Source organism: Brevibacterium sp. H602, from assembly GCF_051172395.1.
GTDB lineage: Bacteria > Actinomycetota > Actinomycetes > Actinomycetales > Brevibacteriaceae > Brevibacterium.
In genome coordinates, this window is sequence record NZ_JBPIZD010000013.1 from 1 (window position 1) to 17340 (window position 17340).

General features: G+C 64.3%; 17 protein-coding genes. 8 read left to right on the plus strand and 9 right to left on the minus strand.

The window, feature by feature from the left end; translation table 11 throughout:
- The first annotated feature begins 77 nt into the window (after window positions 1-77).
- Window positions 78-824 (plus strand): MgtC/SapB family protein, encoded by a 747-nt coding sequence (locus tag ACSBQT_RS11145; protein WP_410710366.1) that lies wholly within the window; start codon window positions 78-80, stop codon window positions 822-824.
- A gap of 31 nt (window positions 825-855) precedes the next feature.
- On the opposite strand, the gene ACSBQT_RS11150 is transcribed toward ACSBQT_RS11145, so the two are convergent.
- Entirely contained in the window at window positions 856-1458 is a 603-nt protein-coding gene (locus ACSBQT_RS11150) for a TetR/AcrR family transcriptional regulator (protein WP_410710367.1), read from the minus strand.
- A 92-nt stretch (window positions 1459-1550) separates the two neighbouring features.
- On the opposite strand from ACSBQT_RS11150, the gene ACSBQT_RS11155 reads away from it, so the two are divergent.
- Together ACSBQT_RS11155 and ACSBQT_RS11160 are read left to right on the plus strand one after the other, a co-directional pair.
- Window positions 1551-2735, plus strand: coding sequence for an ABC transporter permease (locus tag ACSBQT_RS11155; RefSeq protein WP_410710368.1), 1185 nt, complete (start codon window positions 1551-1553; stop codon window positions 2733-2735).
- A gap of 105 nt (window positions 2736-2840) precedes the next feature.
- Window positions 2841-3668 carry a hydrolase gene (locus ACSBQT_RS11160; protein ID WP_410710369.1) on the plus strand — a complete coding sequence of 276 codons (828 nt, stop codon included), beginning with the start codon at window positions 2841-2843 and terminating at the stop codon, window positions 3666-3668.
- An 84-nt stretch (window positions 3669-3752) separates the two neighbouring features.
- Here the strand turns inward: ACSBQT_RS11160 and ACSBQT_RS11165 are convergent, their stop codons facing one another.
- The 5 genes from ACSBQT_RS11165 to ACSBQT_RS11185 all read right to left on the minus strand — a co-directional run bounded on the left by ACSBQT_RS11165 (window position 3753) and on the right by ACSBQT_RS11185 (window position 8954).
- Window positions 3753-4910 (minus strand): fatty acid desaturase family protein, encoded by a 1158-nt coding sequence (locus tag ACSBQT_RS11165; RefSeq protein WP_410710370.1) that lies wholly within the window; start codon window positions 4908-4910, stop codon window positions 3753-3755.
- A gap of 122 nt (window positions 4911-5032) precedes the next feature.
- Entirely contained in the window at window positions 5033-5683 is a 651-nt protein-coding gene (locus ACSBQT_RS11170; RefSeq protein WP_410710371.1) for a response regulator transcription factor, read from the minus strand.
- A complete protein-coding gene (locus ACSBQT_RS11175; RefSeq protein ID WP_410710372.1) occupies window positions 5680-6960 on the minus strand; it encodes a sensor histidine kinase in 1281 nt (426 codons plus the stop codon). Before ACSBQT_RS11175 ends, ACSBQT_RS11170 begins: the two co-directional genes overlap by 4 nt.
- Before the next feature lie 144 nt (window positions 6961-7104).
- Window positions 7105-8478, minus strand: a complete 1374-nt coding sequence (locus ACSBQT_RS11180; protein ID WP_435001783.1) for a purine-cytosine permease family protein — start codon at window positions 8476-8478, stop codon at window positions 7105-7107.
- Window positions 8475-8954, minus strand: a complete 480-nt coding sequence (locus ACSBQT_RS11185) for a YybH family protein (RefSeq protein WP_410710374.1) — start codon at window positions 8952-8954, stop codon at window positions 8475-8477. Before ACSBQT_RS11185 ends, ACSBQT_RS11180 begins: the two co-directional genes overlap by 4 nt.
- Window positions 8955-9265: 311 nt before the next feature.
- Between ACSBQT_RS11185 and ACSBQT_RS11190 the strand changes: the two genes are divergently transcribed.
- On the plus strand, window positions 9266-10531 hold the full coding sequence (locus tag ACSBQT_RS11190) for an SLC13 family permease (protein WP_410710375.1): 1266 nt from the start codon (window positions 9266-9268) through the stop codon (window positions 10529-10531).
- A gap of 30 nt (window positions 10532-10561) precedes the next feature.
- Here ACSBQT_RS11190 and ACSBQT_RS11195 read toward each other — a convergent pair whose 3' ends face one another.
- Entirely contained in the window at window positions 10562-12067 is a 1506-nt protein-coding gene (locus ACSBQT_RS11195; RefSeq protein WP_410710376.1) for an acetyl-CoA hydrolase/transferase family protein, read from the minus strand.
- A gap of 78 nt (window positions 12068-12145) precedes the next feature.
- The gene (locus tag ACSBQT_RS11200; protein WP_410710377.1) at window positions 12146-13180 is read right to left on the minus strand and encodes a formylglycine-generating enzyme family protein; all 1035 of its coding nucleotides are present in this window, start codon (window positions 13178-13180) and stop codon (window positions 12146-12148) included.
- A gap of 181 nt (window positions 13181-13361) precedes the next feature.
- On the opposite strand from ACSBQT_RS11200, the gene ACSBQT_RS11205 reads away from it, so the two are divergent.
- From ACSBQT_RS11205 to ACSBQT_RS11215, 3 genes are read left to right on the plus strand one after another with little or no spacing between them, the layout of a single operon-like run.
- Complete coding sequence (locus tag ACSBQT_RS11205) at window positions 13362-14105, plus strand: 3-keto-5-aminohexanoate cleavage protein (RefSeq protein WP_410710378.1); 744 nt, start codon at window positions 13362-13364, stop codon at window positions 14103-14105.
- Between the two features lie 44 nt (window positions 14106-14149).
- Complete coding sequence (locus tag ACSBQT_RS11210; RefSeq protein WP_435001784.1) at window positions 14150-14776, plus strand: fructosamine kinase family protein; 627 nt, start codon at window positions 14150-14152, stop codon at window positions 14774-14776.
- Between the two features lie 15 nt (window positions 14777-14791).
- The gene (locus ACSBQT_RS11215; RefSeq protein ID WP_435001785.1) at window positions 14792-14938 is read left to right on the plus strand and encodes a hypothetical protein; all 147 of its coding nucleotides are present in this window, start codon (window positions 14792-14794) and stop codon (window positions 14936-14938) included.
- A 2-nt stretch (window positions 14939-14940) separates the two neighbouring features.
- On the opposite strand, the gene ACSBQT_RS11220 is transcribed toward ACSBQT_RS11215, so the two are convergent.
- Entirely contained in the window at window positions 14941-15756 is an 816-nt protein-coding gene (locus ACSBQT_RS11220) for a DUF4352 domain-containing protein (RefSeq protein ID WP_410710380.1), read from the minus strand.
- A 159-nt stretch (window positions 15757-15915) separates the two neighbouring features.
- Between ACSBQT_RS11220 and ACSBQT_RS11225 the strand changes: the two genes are divergently transcribed.
- A complete protein-coding gene (locus ACSBQT_RS11225; RefSeq protein ID WP_410710381.1) occupies window positions 15916-17337 on the plus strand; it encodes a sensor histidine kinase in 1422 nt (473 codons plus the stop codon).
- Window positions 17338-17340 lie beyond the last annotated feature (3 nt).

A 17340-nucleotide genomic window follows, 5' to 3' on the forward strand; every position in this document is an offset into this window, starting at 1 on the left:
CAGCAAACTCGCGCGAGGTTGCTGGGCCGCCGTCAGGTAGTAACTAGGGGGTTGGGTGGGGCTATGGTGAAGTAACTATGGTCAACTCCTCGTCGTTTGAGAACATCCTGGGCAGCGCAGGACTGCTCCAGGCCGGTCTGCTGCTGGCCAGCTTCGTCCTGTGCTCATTCATCGGCTTCGAACGACAGTTCAGGCAGAAGGCTGCCGGCTACCGCACCCACGTGCTCGTCGGCATCGGCACCTGCGCCTTCACGCTGATCTCCGCCTATGGGTTCGAAGGCGTGCTCGACAACGACGTCCGCCTCGATCCTTCACGGATCTCCGCGCAGATCGTCTCCGGCATCGGCTTCCTCGGCGCCGGAGTGATCTTCAAGGGACGCAACATGGTCCGCGGGCTCACCACTGCCGCGACGATCTGGGTCACGGCCGCCGTCGGTATGGCCTGCGGCGCCGGGATGCTGCTCTTGGCGACGATGCTCACTGCCCTCCACCTGTTCACGCTCTTCGTCATCGCTCCCCTGATCCGCAAGATCCCCAACAGCGACCACCGCAAACTGCTGCGGGTGTCCTACCGCGACGGAGCGGGAGTCCTCCGCGAGATCCTCGCCCTCGCCGGCCAAATGGGATTCAAGAACACCATCGTCGATTCGCGGCGGTTCGAGTCCGCCGACGGGACGCGGATGGTCCAGGTCGACGTGAGATTCGACGGAAAGCGACCCCTGCACCTGCTTGTGGCCCCGCTCATGGAGCTGAACGGAGTCGAAACGGTGAGCATGCGCGAAGACCGCGTCCATTCGGTCGATGACGACGGCGACTCCGTCTGAGCAGCGGAGGAACGAAGAAGTCGACGCTGACTCAGAACTCGATGCTGGAGAGCACGGCTTCGATTCCGGCACGGACTCGCACTCTGGAGGGTTCGCCGAAGACGGTCGACTGGACGACTGCGCCCTGGATCATGGCCAGCAGGCCGGGCACCAGAACCGCGGCCCGAGCCCGCGCGGTCTCTGCATCCACTCCCCGTTGGTCCTGCAGGTAGAGAGCGAGGTAGTCGGTGAACTCTGCGATGAGCGTTTCGAAGGTACCCCTGGCGAAATTCGCGAACTCCATGTCGTAGGAGGACTCACCCCACACCTGAACCATCACCGGTGAGAACGGGTTGTCGATGAGCAGTGAATCGATGATCTCGACGAACACCTCCGCAGGAGCCGTCACCTCACCACCGGATTTGGCTGCATCGAGCACCGCCATGCGCGGCCCCATCACCCGGCGGGCGACGTCGATCATCAGGTCGGCCTTCGACGCATAGTAGACATAGACGGCTCCGGCCGACAGCCCCGCCTCCTTGACGATATCGGCCATCGACGCACCGGCGAATCCTTTGCGGGCAAAGCATGTCAGAGCCGCATCCTGGATCCTGGTACGCATCGCGGCCTTGTGCTCCTCGGTGACCTTCGGCACTTCTCCCCCCTAAAAACGAATGGCCATTCTTGATATATCCTAGCCGATGGTTTCATAATGAACGAGTATTCGTTTTCGATGATTGGACAGACATGCCGACCCAGATACTCAGCCGAGAAGACGCGGCCGACCGTTCGGCCGCGAGCACGACACCGGCGACGACAGCCCAGGATGCTCCCCCGCAGTTCGGACGGGCCGTCCTCGTCGCCGTCCTTGCCGCAGCCGTCGTCAGCCTCGTACTGCTCGCCTTCAGCTGGCCGACCGTGACCTCGGGTCCCAAGGATCTGCCGATCGCCGCCGTCGGTGATGAAGAGCAGATCGACCGGATCTCCGGCAACGCCCCCGACGGCATGCTCGATCTCAAGCGCGTCGATTCCCGCGCCGAGGCGGTGCAGCTCATCAAGGAGCGTGAGGTCTACGGAGCCTTCGTCCTCGAGGACGAACCGGAGATCCTCATCGCCAAGGCCGCCTCCCCAGCAGTCGCGCAGCAGCTCAGCGGAATCGGCACCCAGATGCAGCACAACATCGACCAGCAGGCGATCTCGGGCCTTCAGGAAGGCACGAAGAAGATGCAGGAGCAGATGCAGAAGGCCCTCGAAGCCGCGGCCGCCGGCCAGGCCCCACCCCAGGGCAACCCGGCGGGAGAAGGCGCCGATCCGGGCGCCTCGGCGATGGAGATTCCGCAGGTGAAGATCACCGACGTCGTTCCGCTCTCCGATGACGATCCCTCCGGCGCGGGACTGGCCATCGCGGGACTGCCCCTGACCCTCGGCGGAATCGTCGGAGGTGTGCTCACCAGCATGGGCATCCGCTCGCGGCGGATGCGCCTGGTCGGCACCGTCGTCTACGGAATCGTCGGCGGACTGGCCCTGGCGCTGATCATGCAGACCTGGTTCGGGATCCTGCAGGGGAACTTCGGCCTCAACGCACTGGCGATCGGGCTCTCGATCGCGGCGACGGTCGGGCTGATCAACGGCTTCGTTTCGCTCATCGGTCCTGCCGGCATCGCCATCGGTGCGGTGCTGACGATGCTGATCGGCAACCCGATCGCCTCGCTCAACCAGCCGAAGGAGTTCCTCGCCGGTTCCTGGGGTGACATCGGCCAGTTCTTCGTCCCGGGCGCGGCCGGCACGCTCCTGCGCAATTTCTCCTACTTCCCGGACGCGTCCATGTCGCTCCAGTGGTGGGTGCTCAGCGCCTGGCTCGCCGGCGGCATCGCGCTCATCCTCGTCGGCCATGTCATCGCCCACAGGAAGGCGCACGCCGCCGCACACTGACGGGCCGCGCAGCGGTGGGACTCCCACCGATCCTGGTCTTCACTTCATGTGAGGACTAGGCTCGGTGGGAGTCTGTGGTTTCACGTGTGGGACCGAGAGGATGACATGGTGGCATTATCCGATGTGACGATCTGCCGCACCTGCGGGGTGGAGACGACGCCCCCTCTGCCCGACTTGTGCCCGATCTGCGAGGATGACCGGCAGTGGGTCCCTGCCTCCGGCCAGCAGTGGACGACGCGGACGGAACTCGAGTCCGAGGGCCACCGCCTCACCATTTCCGAACGCGAACCCGGCCTCTTCGCCATCCGCGTCGAACCGAAGCTCGGAATCGGCCAGACCTGTTATCTCGCCCGCACCGATGCCGGCAATATGCTCTTCGACGTGCCCGCCTATATCGACGCCGAGGCGGTTACAGCGGTCCGTGACCTCGGCGGAGTCGCCGGCATCGCCGCCAGCCACCCGCATATGTTCGGCACCCAGTTGGAGTGGAGTGCCGCTTTCGACGATGCCCCCGTCTTCGTGTGCCGAGCCGATCTCGACTGGGTGCAGCGGACCGGGCGGGCCATCTGCCCCTATTTCCACGAGGCGGAACCGGTCCCCGGAGTGAGGCTCCGACGCACCGGCGGTCATTTCCCGGGCAGCGCTGTAGCGGTATGGACGGGCGCCGACGGCACCGGGGTCATGCTCAGCGGAGATTCCATCGGTCCGGTGGCGCGGTCGGGATGGGTGACATTCATGCGCAGCTTCCCGAACTACCTGCCGCTGTCGGCGGCAGTCGTTCGGCGCATCGCAGCCTCGGTGAACGATCTCGACTTCGACCGCATGTACGGCAACTTCGGCCAGTCGATCGCCTCCGAAGCTCACTCAGCGGTGCAGACGTCGGCCGAGCGCTATGCCGAATGGGTCTCCGGTGAACACGATCGGCTCACCTGAGCTTCTTTCTCGTCCGGCCCGCAGCGCTGGAGGTGACTGTGAGGCCTTCAGCCTGCGGGACCGCAACTGAATGTGCCCCGCCAGTCAGCGAGACCGGAACTGCGCGGTGACGGGGCAGTCGAAGGGGTCTGCTTCGCCGAGGCCCACCCGGTTGAGGTAGGCGATGATGATCTTGTAGGACTCGAGCAGAGTCGTCTCGGTGTAGGTGATGTCCTTCTGGCGGCAGTATTCGCGGACCATCGGCTGCACCCGGTGCAGGTTGACGCTCGGCATGCTGGGGAACAGGTGGTGTTCGATCTGATAGTTCAGACCGCCCATGAGGAATCCCATGAAGCGACCGCCGGAGATATTGCGTGACATCAGCGTCTGACGGCGCAGGAAGTCGATCTTCACGTCTTTGGGAACGATCGGCTGACCCTTGTGGTTGGGAGCGAAGGATCCGCCCATATGCACGCCGAAGACGGCGAGCTGGACGAGGAAGAAGACGCTGCCGATGAGGGGACCTGCCGCCCAGATGGCGAGCGCGGGGAAACCGATGAGGCGGATGCCGATGAAGACGCCTTCGATCCAACGACGTTTGATCGACGACTGTCCCCGGACGATGGCCTTGACGGATTCGACGTGCAGCTGGAGGCCGGCCAGGGTCAGCAGCGGCAGGAAGAACCAGCCTTGACGTGCTGCGAACCATTTGGCCAGGCCTGTGCGTTCACGTGCATCCTCAGGAGTGAAGACCAGTGCGCCGGGAGCAATGTCTCCGTCGACTCCGGCCTTGTTCGGATTGGCGTGGTGAAGCGCATTGTGCTTCTTCAGCCACCATCCGTAGCTCAGTCCGATGAAGAGGTTGCCGATGATCGTCGACACCCACTCCCCCACTTTCCCGCTGGTGAAGATCTGTCGGTGTGCTGCGTCATGGGCGACGTAGGCAGTCTGGGTGAACAGCGCGCCGAAGACGACTGCGGTCGCCATCTGCCACCAGCTCTCACCGATGAGGAAGAGCATGGCGAAAGATGCGACGTAGCCGAGCCCGAGGAGGACGAAGCGCAGCGTGTTCCAACCCGGCCGCCTGGCCAGCAGTCCCGCTTCCTTGACCTGAGCCATCAGCGCGCTGAAGTCGCTGGTGAATTCCTGTTCGGCGGTTCCCCTCTTCGCTCGCCTGCGTTCGAGCACCTCGGCCCGGGACGCGCGATCCGGTGCCGGAGTCGACAACGGCGTCGCAGCTGGGGAAGTCGGTTCAGTTGTCATGAGGTCAGACGGGTTCATGGTTCCCACCGTATGGAGATCCGCCCGGTTTTTCGTCACCCCAGGGAGCCGTTCTTCACCCCCTACTCGGGTAGGGGGTGCGAGACGAAGACGAGCGCTCGGACTCAGCTGTTGGGAATGACGAGACCGGATTCGTAGGCGGCGATGACTGCTTGGGCGCGGTCGCGGGCATCGAGTTTGTACAGGATCCGGGAGACGTGGGTCTTCACGGTCTGCACCGCGATGTGCAGGCTCGACGCGATCTCTGTGTTCGAAGCTCCGCGTGCGACTTGGATGAGGATCTCGCGTTCCCGGTCCGTGAGTTCGGGCAGCGCTGTGCGGTTGGCCGTCTTCCCACCGGTAGCGAAGTGCTCGATGACTCGCTTGGTCACGCTCGGGGCCAGCAGCGCTTCGCCTCCCGCGACGATGCGGACCGCCTCGGCGAGTTCAGCGGGCGGAGCATCCTTGAGGAGGAATCCGCTGGCCCCGGCACGGATGGCGTCGAAGACATAGTCGTCGATGTCGAAGGTGGTGAGCATGATGATCCGGGTCGCGGCATTCGCGGCGACGATCGTGCGAGTCGCTTCGATTCCGTCCATGAGCGGCATCCGGACGTCCATGAGGACGATGTCGGGGGCAAGGTCGGCGACGAGATCGACGCTTTGTGCACCGTCTTCGGCCTGTCCGACGACCTCGATATCTGCATGAGCGCTCAGCAGCGCGGCGAAGCCGGCTCGCACCATCGCTTGGTCATCGGCGATGACGATCCTGATCATGGGGTCTCCTTGTCCGTGACCGAAGTGTCCGTGACCGGTGTGTCGGCGCTCGGTTCGCTGTCGTCGGTCGGGCGTCCGCGGGGCGAAAGCGGCAGCACTGCTTCGACTTCGAAGCCTCCCTCGGGGGTGGCTCCGCTGCGGATCTCGCCACCGACGGAGGCTGCGCGTTCGCGCATGCCGATCAGTCCCTGCCGGTCGTGCTTGTCGTGCTTCGCCGCTTCGCTGGGACCGTCGCCGTGGTCGTTGGTGACGCTGATCCAGACGGCTGAGCTGGCCCCACGAATGCGGATGGCGATGGCGGAGTTGCGGGCGTGGCGTATCGCGTTGCTCAGGGCCTCTTGGATGATGCGGTAGCCGGCGAGTCCGGTGCTGTCGCGCATGAGGTGGTCGATCGGTTCGCCGCTGCGTTCAACGCTGACCTGCACTCCGGCCTGTCGGGCCTTCTCGATGAGAGCATCGATCTCGGAGAACTTCGGCTGCGGTGCCAGTTCGCCTCCGCCCTCATCGTTGCGCAGGACGCTGAGCAGTCCGCGCATCTCTGTCAGCGCGGTGCGGGCGGAAGTGGAGATGTCTTCGAACTCTTTGGCCACCTCCGCGTCGATTCCGGCATGGCGGAACGGCGCGCTGGAGGCCTGGATGTTGATGATCGACATGCTGTGGGCGACGATGTCGTGGAGTTCCCGGGCGATGCGCGCCTTCTCCTCGATGGTCACGCGTTTGGAGTGCTCCTCCGCGGTGTTCTCCTTCTCCTGGACCAGTTGGGAGCGGATGAGCTGCCATTGCTGGACGATGACTGCGGCGAGATACACGCCGCCGGCGATGCAGGAGTAGATGAGGATGTTGACGATTGCGCCGTCGGTACGGGTGTCTGCCACCAGCAGATGAGTGATGAGCACCGCGGCTGCCGAGCCCCCGATGCTGCCGAGCAGTGCGGCCAAGGCCACTCCCCAGTGGGCCCGGAGTCCGATGATGAGGATGATGACGATCTGCGTGATCATCATCGGAACCATCCACGGCCACGGCACACCGGACACGTGAGGCCCCAACAGCGGCAGCACCGTGCAGGCGCCGATCGACATGATAGTGCCGAACAGCGGTCGCAGCATGGACAGTGGCATGGACCCGACATGGACGATGGTGACGACGAAGGCCAGTGCGACGGGGGCCTCGTTGACCGAGACGGCGATCGACGATTCCACCGCGAGCATGACGATGGCGAGAACGATCACCGCAACCCAGGCCAGCGCCTCGGGATTGAGTCGACGGTTCGGTGGCATGAACCTGTCGAAGATTACCATCACAGACACCGGGTTCCCTTCTGTGATTCCGGCCGACCGGTGCGATCATAGCGTGTGGACTGCTTCATCACCTGGGAACGGCACATGGTGGTCAGGCTACGACCGTAAACAGACAGGCCGCGTTCAGCTTCCGCGGATCCCGTCGGACAGGTGCGCATGTCGAGTTCCTGCGAACTTCGCACGGCTGCCCCAGGACAGCGCGAGGTAGGCCACGAATGAGATGGCGAAGGACGGAATCGTCGCTCCGATCGGGCTCGGATAGGCGTAGGTGAGCACATAGGACGCCAGTGCCCCGAGGCCCCACACACCGACGGCCGCCCAATTGACTCCGCGGGTGTAGGAGTAGAGGCCGCCGGAGTCATTGAGGATGTCGGGTGAGTAGGCACCGCGTTTGATGATGTAGTAGTCGACGATGAGGATGGCGAAGACGGGGACGAAGAACGCCCCGATCATCGTGAGGAAGTCGGTGTACTGGTCGAGCAAGGCCAGCCAGGTCGAACCGATGATCGAGATCGCGCCGAGGATGAGGGCCGTCGGCAGGAACTTCAGCTTCGTCCTGCTCTGTGCGCCGACGACGGAGTTGACCATTCCGTAGACGACCATCGTGTTCGTGGCCATGACCGAGAGGAAGATGACGATGGCCAGTGCCCACCCGAATTCCGCGGCCAGGACCGTCGGGTCGAATTCGGCCGGGTCTCCCCCGTCGAGCAGGATGAAGCTGAACGCGGTGAGACCCAGCAGCATGGCCAGCACGGTTGAGGTCAGATAGCCCAGACCCGATCCGACGATTCCGGCCTTCTGAGTCCCGGCCAATCGGTTGAGGTCGCCGGAGAGCACGGTCCAGGAGATGGCTGTGGAGATGACGATATCGAGTGCGAGGACCGGAGTGAACTCAAGTTCCGGCAGGCTCTCGATTCCTGCGTATTCGTCGGGTGAGTGTCCAGTGAAGGCGATGACGAAGACGTAGGCCATGACCAGCAGGATGAGAAGAGCGAACCAGGGTTCGGCCTTCTCGATCCCTTCGTGGCCGAGGATCGCCAGTCCGACAACGAGCGCCTGGCAGAGCACGGAGAAGAGGATCGGGTTGGAGAATCCCGTCGTCTGGGCGACGACGTAGTTGACGCTGATTCCCGCCAGCATAGCCTGCACCCAGCTCCACCCCATGAGGATGATGACGTTGGCGGCGACCGGCAGGAAGCTGCCCTTGGCGCCGAAGGCACCGCGGGTGATGGCCATGGTCGCCAGGCCCGTGCGGGTGCCGATGTTGCCGATGAGCGTGAGCACGATGGTGCCGATGATCGTGCCGACGATGATGACGATGACCGCTGTGGTGAAGTCGACGCCGGGGACGAACAGGGTTCCGGTCAACAGGGTCGTGACCACGAGGTTCGCGGCCAGCCAGATCATGAACATCCGTCCCCCGCTCAGGGAGCCGCGGATGACTCCGGAATCGTGGCCGGATTCCAATCGCTGTTCCAAACGGCGGTACCAGTTCACTGCGCGACCTCCTCGGTGTCGGGTGCGCTCTCGGCGGCACCGGCCTCAGTCGGTGACGAGCCGTCGGCAGGGTCCGGGACCGTGGAGAGGTGTTCGTGGATGGCGATGAGTTCACCGTCACCGAGGCGGCGGAAGACGATCGATTCGCGTTCCCGGTATGATTCCCGCCCGTCTGCGGTGTTCACGGTCGTATCGACGGTGTGGGAGAACACGGCTCCGCCGGGGAAAGTCTGGACGAGCTGGTCCGATGAGGCGCAGGCGGCCACTGACCAGCCGTCGGCCAACCACGAAGCCCACTCCCTTTCATATTCCGCACGAGTGTTCAGGCGTCGCGCTTCGGGGTGGAAGACGAAGGAGGCGTCCTCGGCGAATCGGGAGAAGTACGACTGAGTGTCCGTGGCGGCGAAGGCATCGACGATCGCCGAGGCGGCCGTGAGCACATCTGATTCGCTGGGCTCCGGTGTGGATTCGTTCATGATCGACGGCGACCTTTCGCAGACTGAGAAACGGAGGAGGCCGCGTTGAGTCCAAGTGATTCGCGTGCGGCCCGATGAAGCTGAATGACACACTAACGAGTCTGTGATCGTCCGCACTATCCGCGATGGACGAATTCTGCTCTCCTTTATACGAGACGGCGAATCGGCGGCGGAGTCCTTCCGCTGAGTGTCGCTGTGAGTTCATATGCCGAATGGACCTGATCGCACCAGGTGACATGCATTAATTTGTGTCGCGTGCCCTTGTGCCGCCGGACATTCGCCGGCTGACGTTCGAAGGAGAAGCTAAACCCATGAGTGCAGAACTGATCTGCGTTATCGTCCTCGGACTGATGTTCGTCATCGGAACCTGGCGGGACATCAATATGGGCCTGCTCGGCTTCATCGCAGCCGCCGGCGTCGGCGGCCTCGTCCTGCACCAGGCACCCGAAGAGTTCCTGGCAGGCTTTCCCGTCGACCTCTTCCTCACGCTCGTCGGTCTGACCTACCTCTTCGGCTTCGCCCAGAACAACGGCGCGATCGAAGTGATCGTCCGCTGGTGTGTGAAGCTCGTCGGCGGGCGGATCGGGCTCATGCCCTGGATCTTCTTCGCACTCACGGCGATACTCATCTCGCTGGGGGCGCTCTTCGCTGTGGCCATCATCGCTCCACTGGCGCTGTCGTTCGCACGCCGGCATCGGATCAATCAGTTCATGGTCGGTCTGCTGGTCGTGCATGGAGCACTGGCCGGGGCCTTCTCTCCGATCAGTGTCTACGGCATCTTCATCAATGACTATCTGACGAAGAACGATCTCATCCCGACCCCTCTGACACTGTTCCTCGCCCCGTTGGTGTTCAACACCGTGTTCGCGGTCGTCGTCTGGTTCGTCCTCCGTCGCCGGCCGGGATTGCGCACCGCCGCCGACGACGGTCTCGCGGAACATGAGGCCGCGTCCGAGCGCGGGACGACCATCCGTCTCACACGCTCTCAGCTCCCGACCCTGATCGGACTCATCGCGATGGCACTGTCTGTGATCATCTTCAGCTGGGATGTGGGCCTGGTGACCATCACGATCTCGGTTGTGCTCGCCGTCATCGACCCTGCCGCCGGCAAGGCCGCCATGTCGAAGGTCTCATGGTCGATTGTCATCCTCATCTGCGGAGTGCTCACCTACATCGCCGTGCTGCAGGAGGCCGGAACCGTCGAATGGGTCTCGGCGGGCATCTCAGCGATCGGCGTCCCTCTGCTGGCGGCTCTGCTGCTGTTCTACATGTCCGGTCTGATCTCTGCGCTGGCGTCGTCCTTGGCGATCATCGGCGTCGTCATCGCCCTGGCAGTGCCGTTCCTCGAGTCGGGCGACGTGCATGTCGGAGGGTTCGTCGCGGCGCTGGCGATCGCCGCAACCATCGTCGATATCAGTCCGTTCTCGACCAACGGCGCGATGCTCCTGGCCAATGTCCATCCGAGCATCCGCGACCGCTACTACAGACAGATGATCGGCTACGCCGGCCTCATGTGCCTCATCGGACCGGGACTTGCCTGGGTGGTCGCCGCAGCGCCGACCGTGATCAGCGGCTGAGCAGTCGGGGTCGTGGGAACCCGCGCTCTCTCACATATGCCCGGTCGACAGGAACGTCTCATGCCAGGACAGAGCCTCGGCCAGGATGTGCGGGGTATGCCGACCGGTCGGGTTCGCCGTGATCGCACGCTCGAGGTAGTCGGTGAGGCGATCTCGGTAGTCCGGGTGGGCGCAGTTGTCGATGATCTTCCGTGCCCTGGCCACCGGAGGCAGTCCGCGCAGATCGGCCAGGCCCTGTTCGGTGACGATGATCTGAGTGTCGTGTTCGGTGTGGTCGATATGGCTGGCGAACGGCACGATCGCAGAGATCGCTCCCGCTTTGGCCTGCGAGTTCGACACGAAGAAGTTGAGGTAGGCGTTGCGGGCGAAGTCACCGGAGCCGCCGATGCCGTTGATGATCGACGAACCGGTCACATGCGTGGAGTTGACGTTGCCGTAGATATCGGCCTCGACCATTCCGTTGATGGCGATGATGCCGAGGCGGCGAATGGCTTCCGGGTGGTTCGACATCTCCTGAGTGCGCAGCAGGATCCTGCCCTTGTACGACTCGATCCGGTCATTGAAATCCTCTGCCCGCTCGGCCGAGAGCGAGAACGCCGTCGCCGACACCGAGGTGAGCTTTCCGCTGTCGATGAGGTCGAGCATTCCGTCCTGGATGACTTCCGTATAGGCGGTCAGTCCCTCGAACTCGCTGTCGGCGAGATTTCCCATCACCGCATTGGCGACATTGCCGACGCCTGACTGCAGCGGCAGCAGTTCCGGCGGCAGCCGATCTGCGGCGATCTCATGACGGAGGAAATCAACGAGGTGGCCGGCGATCTCCTTCGAGTCCTCGTCGGCAGGTTTGAACGGCAGGTTCCGGTCCGGAGCGTTCGTCTCCACCACGGCGACGACCTTCGCCGGGTCGACGCGCAGATAGGGGTCACCGATGCGCTGCATCGGCTCGAGCAGTTGGATCGGCAGCCGCTCTGGCGGACGCCGGGTTCCGTAGTAGACATCGTGGAAGCCTTCGTACCCGCGCGGATGCCAGTCATTGACTTCGAGGATGACCTTATCGGCCAGGTCGAGCCAGGTCTTCGAGTTCCCGACCGAGCTGCCGGGAACCAGCAGACCGTTGGGCAGGATCGCCGCGACTTCGACGACGGCGACGTCGAGGTTGCCGTAGAACCCGAACCACGCCTGCTGAGCCGAATGGCTGAGGTGAGTGTCGACATACGCGGTGTCACCCGAATTGATCGAGGCCCGCATCGCCGGATCGGATTGGAACGGCAGCCGTTTGCTCACCGCGTTCGCTTCGGCGAGTACCCCGTCGAGTTCCGGCGCCGTCGATGCTCCCGTCCACAGTTCGATGCGGAAGTCCTCACCCCGATCGTGGGCGGCCCGAGCGCGTGCGGCTACCGCCCCCGGCACTGCCTTCGGGTACCCGGAACCGGTGAAACCGCTCATCGCCACGCGTTGGCCATTGTCGATATGGCGGGCTGCTGCCTCAGCAGTGACGGTCTTCGTGCTCAGTTCGGGGCAGTTGATTCTCGACATGACTCGCAGTCTATCGGGCAAGGAACCTCACTCAACGAGGTGGCCCCACCGCCCGAGGACTGCGGGGTCGGCTCCGCCTCATTCCCTGCTCGAGGCAGTGTCCCGGCCGAGGTTTCGGACAACTCGGAATCCGATGTTCGACGCCGATGAGTCCGGAGTGTTCGAGGAGCGGGCGGCCACCCGGTAGCGATTGCAGTAGGAGTCGTGGCACAGGAACGATCCTCCGCGCATGATCCGCTTGTCTCCGATGTCCGGACCCTGGGGATCGGATTGCGGGGAATGCTGGTAGTAGTCGCGGGCGAACCAGTCGGCGCACCATTCCCAGACATTGCCGACGGTGTTGAACAGGCCCAGCCCATTGGGCGCGAAGTGTCGGGCCGGTGCGGTGCCGATGAAGCCGTCGTCGAGGGTGTTCGTACGCGGGAACTCGCCCTGCCAGATATTGCAGTTCCATTCCCCGTCGAGCAGCAGCCGATTGCCCCACGGATAGCGGCGTCCCTTGAGGCCCCCGCGAGCAGCGAGCTCCCATTCGGCTTCGCTCGGCAGCCGTGTCCGGGACCAGGCGCAATAGGCCTGGGCGTCGTCCCAGCTGATGTGCACGACAGGATGGTCTCTTCGGTTGTCGATGGTCGACCCTGGACCTTCGGGCGCGGCCCAGCTCGCCCCGGAGACTTCGACCCACCAGGGCACGCCCGGAGCCTGACCGAGGATGTGAGCCTCTGCTCCCGGATTGGTCTCCAAGAGCATGGCGAAGACCGCCGAGGTGCCCAAACGCTCCGCGGTGGTGACGAACCCGGTGTCGGCGACGAACCGGGCGAAGTCGTCATTCGTCACGCTCGTCGTCGCGATCTCGAATTCGGTGAGGTCCACGCGGTGACGTGGTCCCTCACCGTCGGTGGGATGCCCGTCGCCGAAAGGATCTCCCATATCGAAGGTGCCGCCGACGGCGACGAAATCGAAGCTGAACTCAAGGTTCGACTCGGAACTCACGGCACGACCAACCGCAAGATCCATTGGTTGGCTGTCCCCCGCCTCGGCGCGGTTGGTCGCTGGAGCGCAGCATGAGTGGCCGTTCTGCGCTTCGGCGGCGGCGTGATCTCCGTTCTTCGTCACGTGTGGGCGCCCCTTTTCTCTCCAGGTCCGCCTCGATGCTGGGCGGGCTCTGGGATCACCCTATGACCTCGGCCGGGGCTGGGGACAGTTCGGAACCTGCCGGTCAGGTGAAGAGGCTGACTTCTCACGGTCCTGCCGCGAGAACCTGTACTCGACGTCACGAATGCGAGACAGTGGCCAGATGAACGGATCAGCTTCGCACGAACCGCTGTTGCATGCCGCCCTCAACGGTGATCGCGACCACCCGGCGACTCCGCGGACACCGCAGTCCATCGCCGCCGAGGCGGCCGCCGCCGTGGCAGCAGGTGCTCAGGTCATCCACCTCCATCCCTTCGATGCGACCGGCCGGCAGACCTTTCATGCTGAACCGGTCTCGGCCACGATTCGTGAGGTGCGTGCCGCGTGCCCGGGGATTCCGATCTCTTTGAGCACCGCAGCCGAGATCGAACCCGATCCGCAGGTCCGTCTGACGCTCATCGGCGAATGGACGGAGCTGCCTGACTTGGTCAGTGCCAATCAAGGTGAGTCGGGAATTCGCGAAGTCTGCGAGCTGCTCATCGAGCGGGGTGTCCGAATCGAGGCAGGTCTGCTCAGCGTCGACAATGCAGCGTCATTCGTCGGTTCGGGCGTGGCGGCCCGTTGCGAACGCGTGCTCGTCGAACCCACGGACACCGATCCGGATCGCGCCTTGGCTGAGGCCGCCGCGATCGAACGGGTCCTTGCCGATGCGGGCATCGAACTGCCGCAGGTCCACCATGGGGAGGGCATCGCCTCCTGGGTCGTCAATGCCCGAGCCATCAGGCGCGGCCACGGTATCCGCACTGGCTTGGAGGACACTCCGGTCCTCATCGACGGCACTCAGGCAGCCGGCAACGGAGAGCTCGTTGCAGTTGCCGCCGGTCTCCTCGCCGAGCTCGGAACCTGACCCGAGGACACACGGACAACGGCTCCCCCGACTAACCTGTGGCCATGACTGATTTCCTCAAACTGCGGAAGTCCGCCCCGGACGGCTTCTTCGCTGCCGAGGCCGCCGGGCTGTGGTGGCTGGCCGAACCAGGCGTGGCCTCGGTCGTCGAAGTGCTCGAGCACGGGCCGGATTTTCTGCGGCTGCGCCGCCTCCGAGAGACCGGTCCCGACGCCGAGGCGGCCGCCGCCTTCGGTCGTGCCCTCGCCCGGCTCCACGATGCGGGTGCTCCCGGTTTCGGTTGGTCACCGACCCCACAGTCATTCTTCGGCCCCCTCGACAGTCCCTTCGAGGTGCCTGCCGAGTCCGTCGACGACTTCACCGACTATTGGGTCGAGCAGCGTCTGCGTCCTTTGGTCACTGCGGTTGCCGGGGATCTCAGAGGTGAGGACCGGGCGACGGTCGCCTCGGCGATCGATGCCATCGCGTCTGGCGCCTTCGCCGGCATCTGCGGTGAAGGCAAGGAGGCACCTGCGCGCATCCATGGGGACCTGTGGGCGGGAAACCTCATGTGGACACCGACCGGGGTGACGCTCATCGATCCGGCCGCGCACGGCGGTCACCGGCTGGAAGACCTCGCCCTGCTCGGCCTCTTCGGAACCGCACATCTCGACGAGATCTATTCCGGCTAAGAACAGACCCATCCGATGCCGGACGGGTGGCGGGATGACCTGCCGGCGCACAGCTTCTTCGCTCTGCTCGCTCATATCCGACTGTTCGGACGCGGATTCCTCGGACAGACGGTCCGTGCCGCCCGGTCGATCATCGCCCGGGCGGAACAGCTGGACCGGTGAGGTCACTTCAAGGAGATCTCCACCGGGTCGGAGAACAGTCCGCCGGCGAAGGTCAGCTTGCTCGGATCGACGTCTTCGGGAACGTCGAAGACGAGGACGCCGTCGGCGGTGTTTCCGGGATTGATCTCTTCGAGGAAGAGGATGTTGTTCTCGGCCGCATAGATACCGGCTTCTGAGTCGGCAGAGTAGGTGTTGCCGGCATCATCACCGAGTTTGATGTCGTCTTCGAAGAAGAAATTCGGTTCCGATCCGGTGTTCTTCACCGACAGTTCGATCTGGACGAACTGTCCCTGAGCCTGCGCGTTGAGGAATTCGTCGCCGACCTGTGAGACTCCGTCTTCGACCTTGGCGACGGTGACCTCCCAGTCATCGGCAGCCACAGTGTCTCCGATTCCATAAGATGCTTCCTCCGCGGCCTTGTCCGCAGCCTCCTTCTCCGCTGGCTTCTTCTCCGCGGACTCCCCCGACTGCTGGGCGTCGGACGAGCCGCTCTCCGATGTGCCGGTGTCCTCTCCCCCGCCGCCGAGCGCGCTGGCAATGGCGATGACGACGATGACGACGAGCAGCCAGAACCACCAGCGTTTGAGCAGCGGTTTCTTCTGTTTCGGCGGCTTCTGACCGTAGGGCTGCTGCGGGTAGCCGCCGGTCCCGTAGGCCGGTGCGTTCTGTGCCGGTCCCCACTGCTGGGGGCCAAAGTTCTGCGGCGAGGTCTGGTGTTGGGCGTTGTGAGGGGGCTGGTGCTGCGGGGACCACTGATGCTGGGGCTGTGGAGACTGCGGCTGCTGCGGGGTGTTCTGGGGATTCTGGGGATGGGACATGACGCTCCTTCGAAGCTGGATCTGGCTGACTGCTCCAGCTTCGTCCCGTCCGCGCTTCAGCGCGTCCACACTCGGGCTGGATCCTGCCAGCCGATCGGTTGACCTCCTCCAGCCTGAAGGCGGACTACGCGTGTCAGCCCCCGCGGTTACGATTCTCTTGTGTCAGAACAAACCGTCCCTCGCCGCAGGATCCCGCGCGGTGTGCGCATCGCCGGCAGCATCCTCATCGGTGTCATCGCCTATCTCTTCGGGTTCTTCACCTCGTCGATGGCGCTGACCGCGAACGCCTGGGCTTTCTCCGACGGGGAACTCAATGACACGGGGCTCGTGGCCGTCCTGCTGCTGTTCCTCGTGTGGGGACTCGTCTTCCTCCGACACAGATGGCCCTGGGTGCCCTTCGTCGCCGGAGCACTGCTCACAGCGGGGTGGGGCGATGCGCTGATGCTCCTCATTGCGGTCTTCCACCTCGTCATCCGAACACCCCGGCGGCAGGCGATCATCGCCTCGGCGGTGAGTACCGGACTGATGGCGTTCTCCACGGTGAGGATGTGTCTGGCACCGCCGGAGCACAATCCGTTCAGCATCTTCTTCCTGCCCGACCCGGCACAGGTCACGGGACTCGAGGCGACCATCCCTCCGGAGGATTCGCACCTGGCGATCAGAATCATCACGATCGCAGCCGGCGTCATCGGATTGTGTACGGCGCTGGGGGTCGGCGCACTTCTGCGTCGGACGCGGAGGATGAGAGCGGTCGAGTCGATCGCCGAACGGCAAGCACAGCGCAATGAGTCGCTCACGGCCGAGATCGCGCGGCAGTCCGAACGAGAGCTCTTGGCACGCGAACTTCACGACACGCTCTCCCACCGCCTATCGGTGATCTCGCTGCACACCGGCGCCCTTGAGGTCGGAGCACAGACCGACCCCGAGGTCGCTTCGACGGCGTCAGCTCTGCGGGAGGAGGCCCGCGCGTCACTGGAGGATCTGCGTCATCTGGTGGGTGGCGTGAGGAACGGCGATCTGGCTGATCCGCGGCCGGGCCATGAGAACTCGTCCCCTCCGAGCCGCGCAACGATGGCTGCGATTCCCGAACTCATCTCCTCCGTGGCGTCCACCGGCACGGTCATCCGTCCACTCATCGTCATCCAGGACGTGGACTCGTGCCCGCCCGCGCTCGACCGTGCGGCCTATCGAATCGTCCAGGAGGCACTGACGAACGCGATGAAACATGCGCCGAATCTGCCGGTGACGGTGGACATCGCAGTCTCGGCGGCCCGCGGCATCCGGATCTCGGTGAGCAATCCGCTCCCCAGCGCTCCAGGCCCAGTCGATGTTCCGCCGCGCCCACGATATGCGCCGGGACCGGCGCGAGGGGCCGGTGCCGGCGCGCCCGATCACGGACCGGGACCGGCCGGTCACCGCCCGGGTCCGCAGGACGCTCAGTTGGGATCGACCGGATCGGGATCCGGTCTGGTCGGCATCCGCGAGCGCACCGAGATGTTCGGCGGCGAAGCGTCGATCGGGGTGTTCGGCAATGAGTTCCGTGTCCAGGTGTGCTTTCGATCCCTCTCACCCCAGACCTGAGGC

Bases quoted from the DNA above. Each gene is read 5' to 3' on its own strand.
- ACSBQT_RS11145 (WP_410710366.1), top strand. From the start codon at position 78: ATGGTCAACTCCTCGTCGTTTGAGAACATCCTGGGCAGCGCAGGACTG.
- ACSBQT_RS11155 (WP_410710368.1), top strand. From the start codon at position 1,551: ATGCCGACCCAGATACTCAGCCGAGAAGACGCGGCCGACCGTTCGGCC.
- ACSBQT_RS11160 (WP_410710369.1), top strand. From the start codon at position 2,841: ATGGTGGCATTATCCGATGTGACGATCTGCCGCACCTGCGGGGTGGAG.
- ACSBQT_RS11165 (WP_410710370.1), bottom strand. From the start codon at position 4,910: ATGACAACTGAACCGACTTCCCCAGCTGCGACGCCGTTGTCGACTCCG.
- ACSBQT_RS11170 (WP_410710371.1), bottom strand. From the start codon at position 5,683: ATGATCAGGATCGTCATCGCCGATGACCAAGCGATGGTGCGAGCCGGC.
- ACSBQT_RS11175 (WP_410710372.1), bottom strand. From the start codon at position 6,960: ATGCCACCGAACCGTCGACTCAATCCCGAGGCGCTGGCCTGGGTTGCG.
- ACSBQT_RS11185 (WP_410710374.1), bottom strand. From the start codon at position 8,954: ATGAACGAATCCACACCGGAGCCCAGCGAATCAGATGTGCTCACGGCC.
- ACSBQT_RS11190 (WP_410710375.1), top strand. From the start codon at position 9,266: ATGAGTGCAGAACTGATCTGCGTTATCGTCCTCGGACTGATGTTCGTC.
- ACSBQT_RS11195 (WP_410710376.1), bottom strand. From the start codon at position 12,067: ATGTCGAGAATCAACTGCCCCGAACTGAGCACGAAGACCGTCACTGCT.
- ACSBQT_RS11205 (WP_410710378.1), top strand. From the start codon at position 13,362: ATGAACGGATCAGCTTCGCACGAACCGCTGTTGCATGCCGCCCTCAAC.
- ACSBQT_RS11210 (WP_435001784.1), top strand. From the start codon at position 14,150: ATGACTGATTTCCTCAAACTGCGGAAGTCCGCCCCGGACGGCTTCTTC.
- ACSBQT_RS11215 (WP_435001785.1), top strand. From the start codon at position 14,792: ATGCCGGACGGGTGGCGGGATGACCTGCCGGCGCACAGCTTCTTCGCT.
- ACSBQT_RS11220 (WP_410710380.1), bottom strand. From the start codon at position 15,756: ATGTCCCATCCCCAGAATCCCCAGAACACCCCGCAGCAGCCGCAGTCT.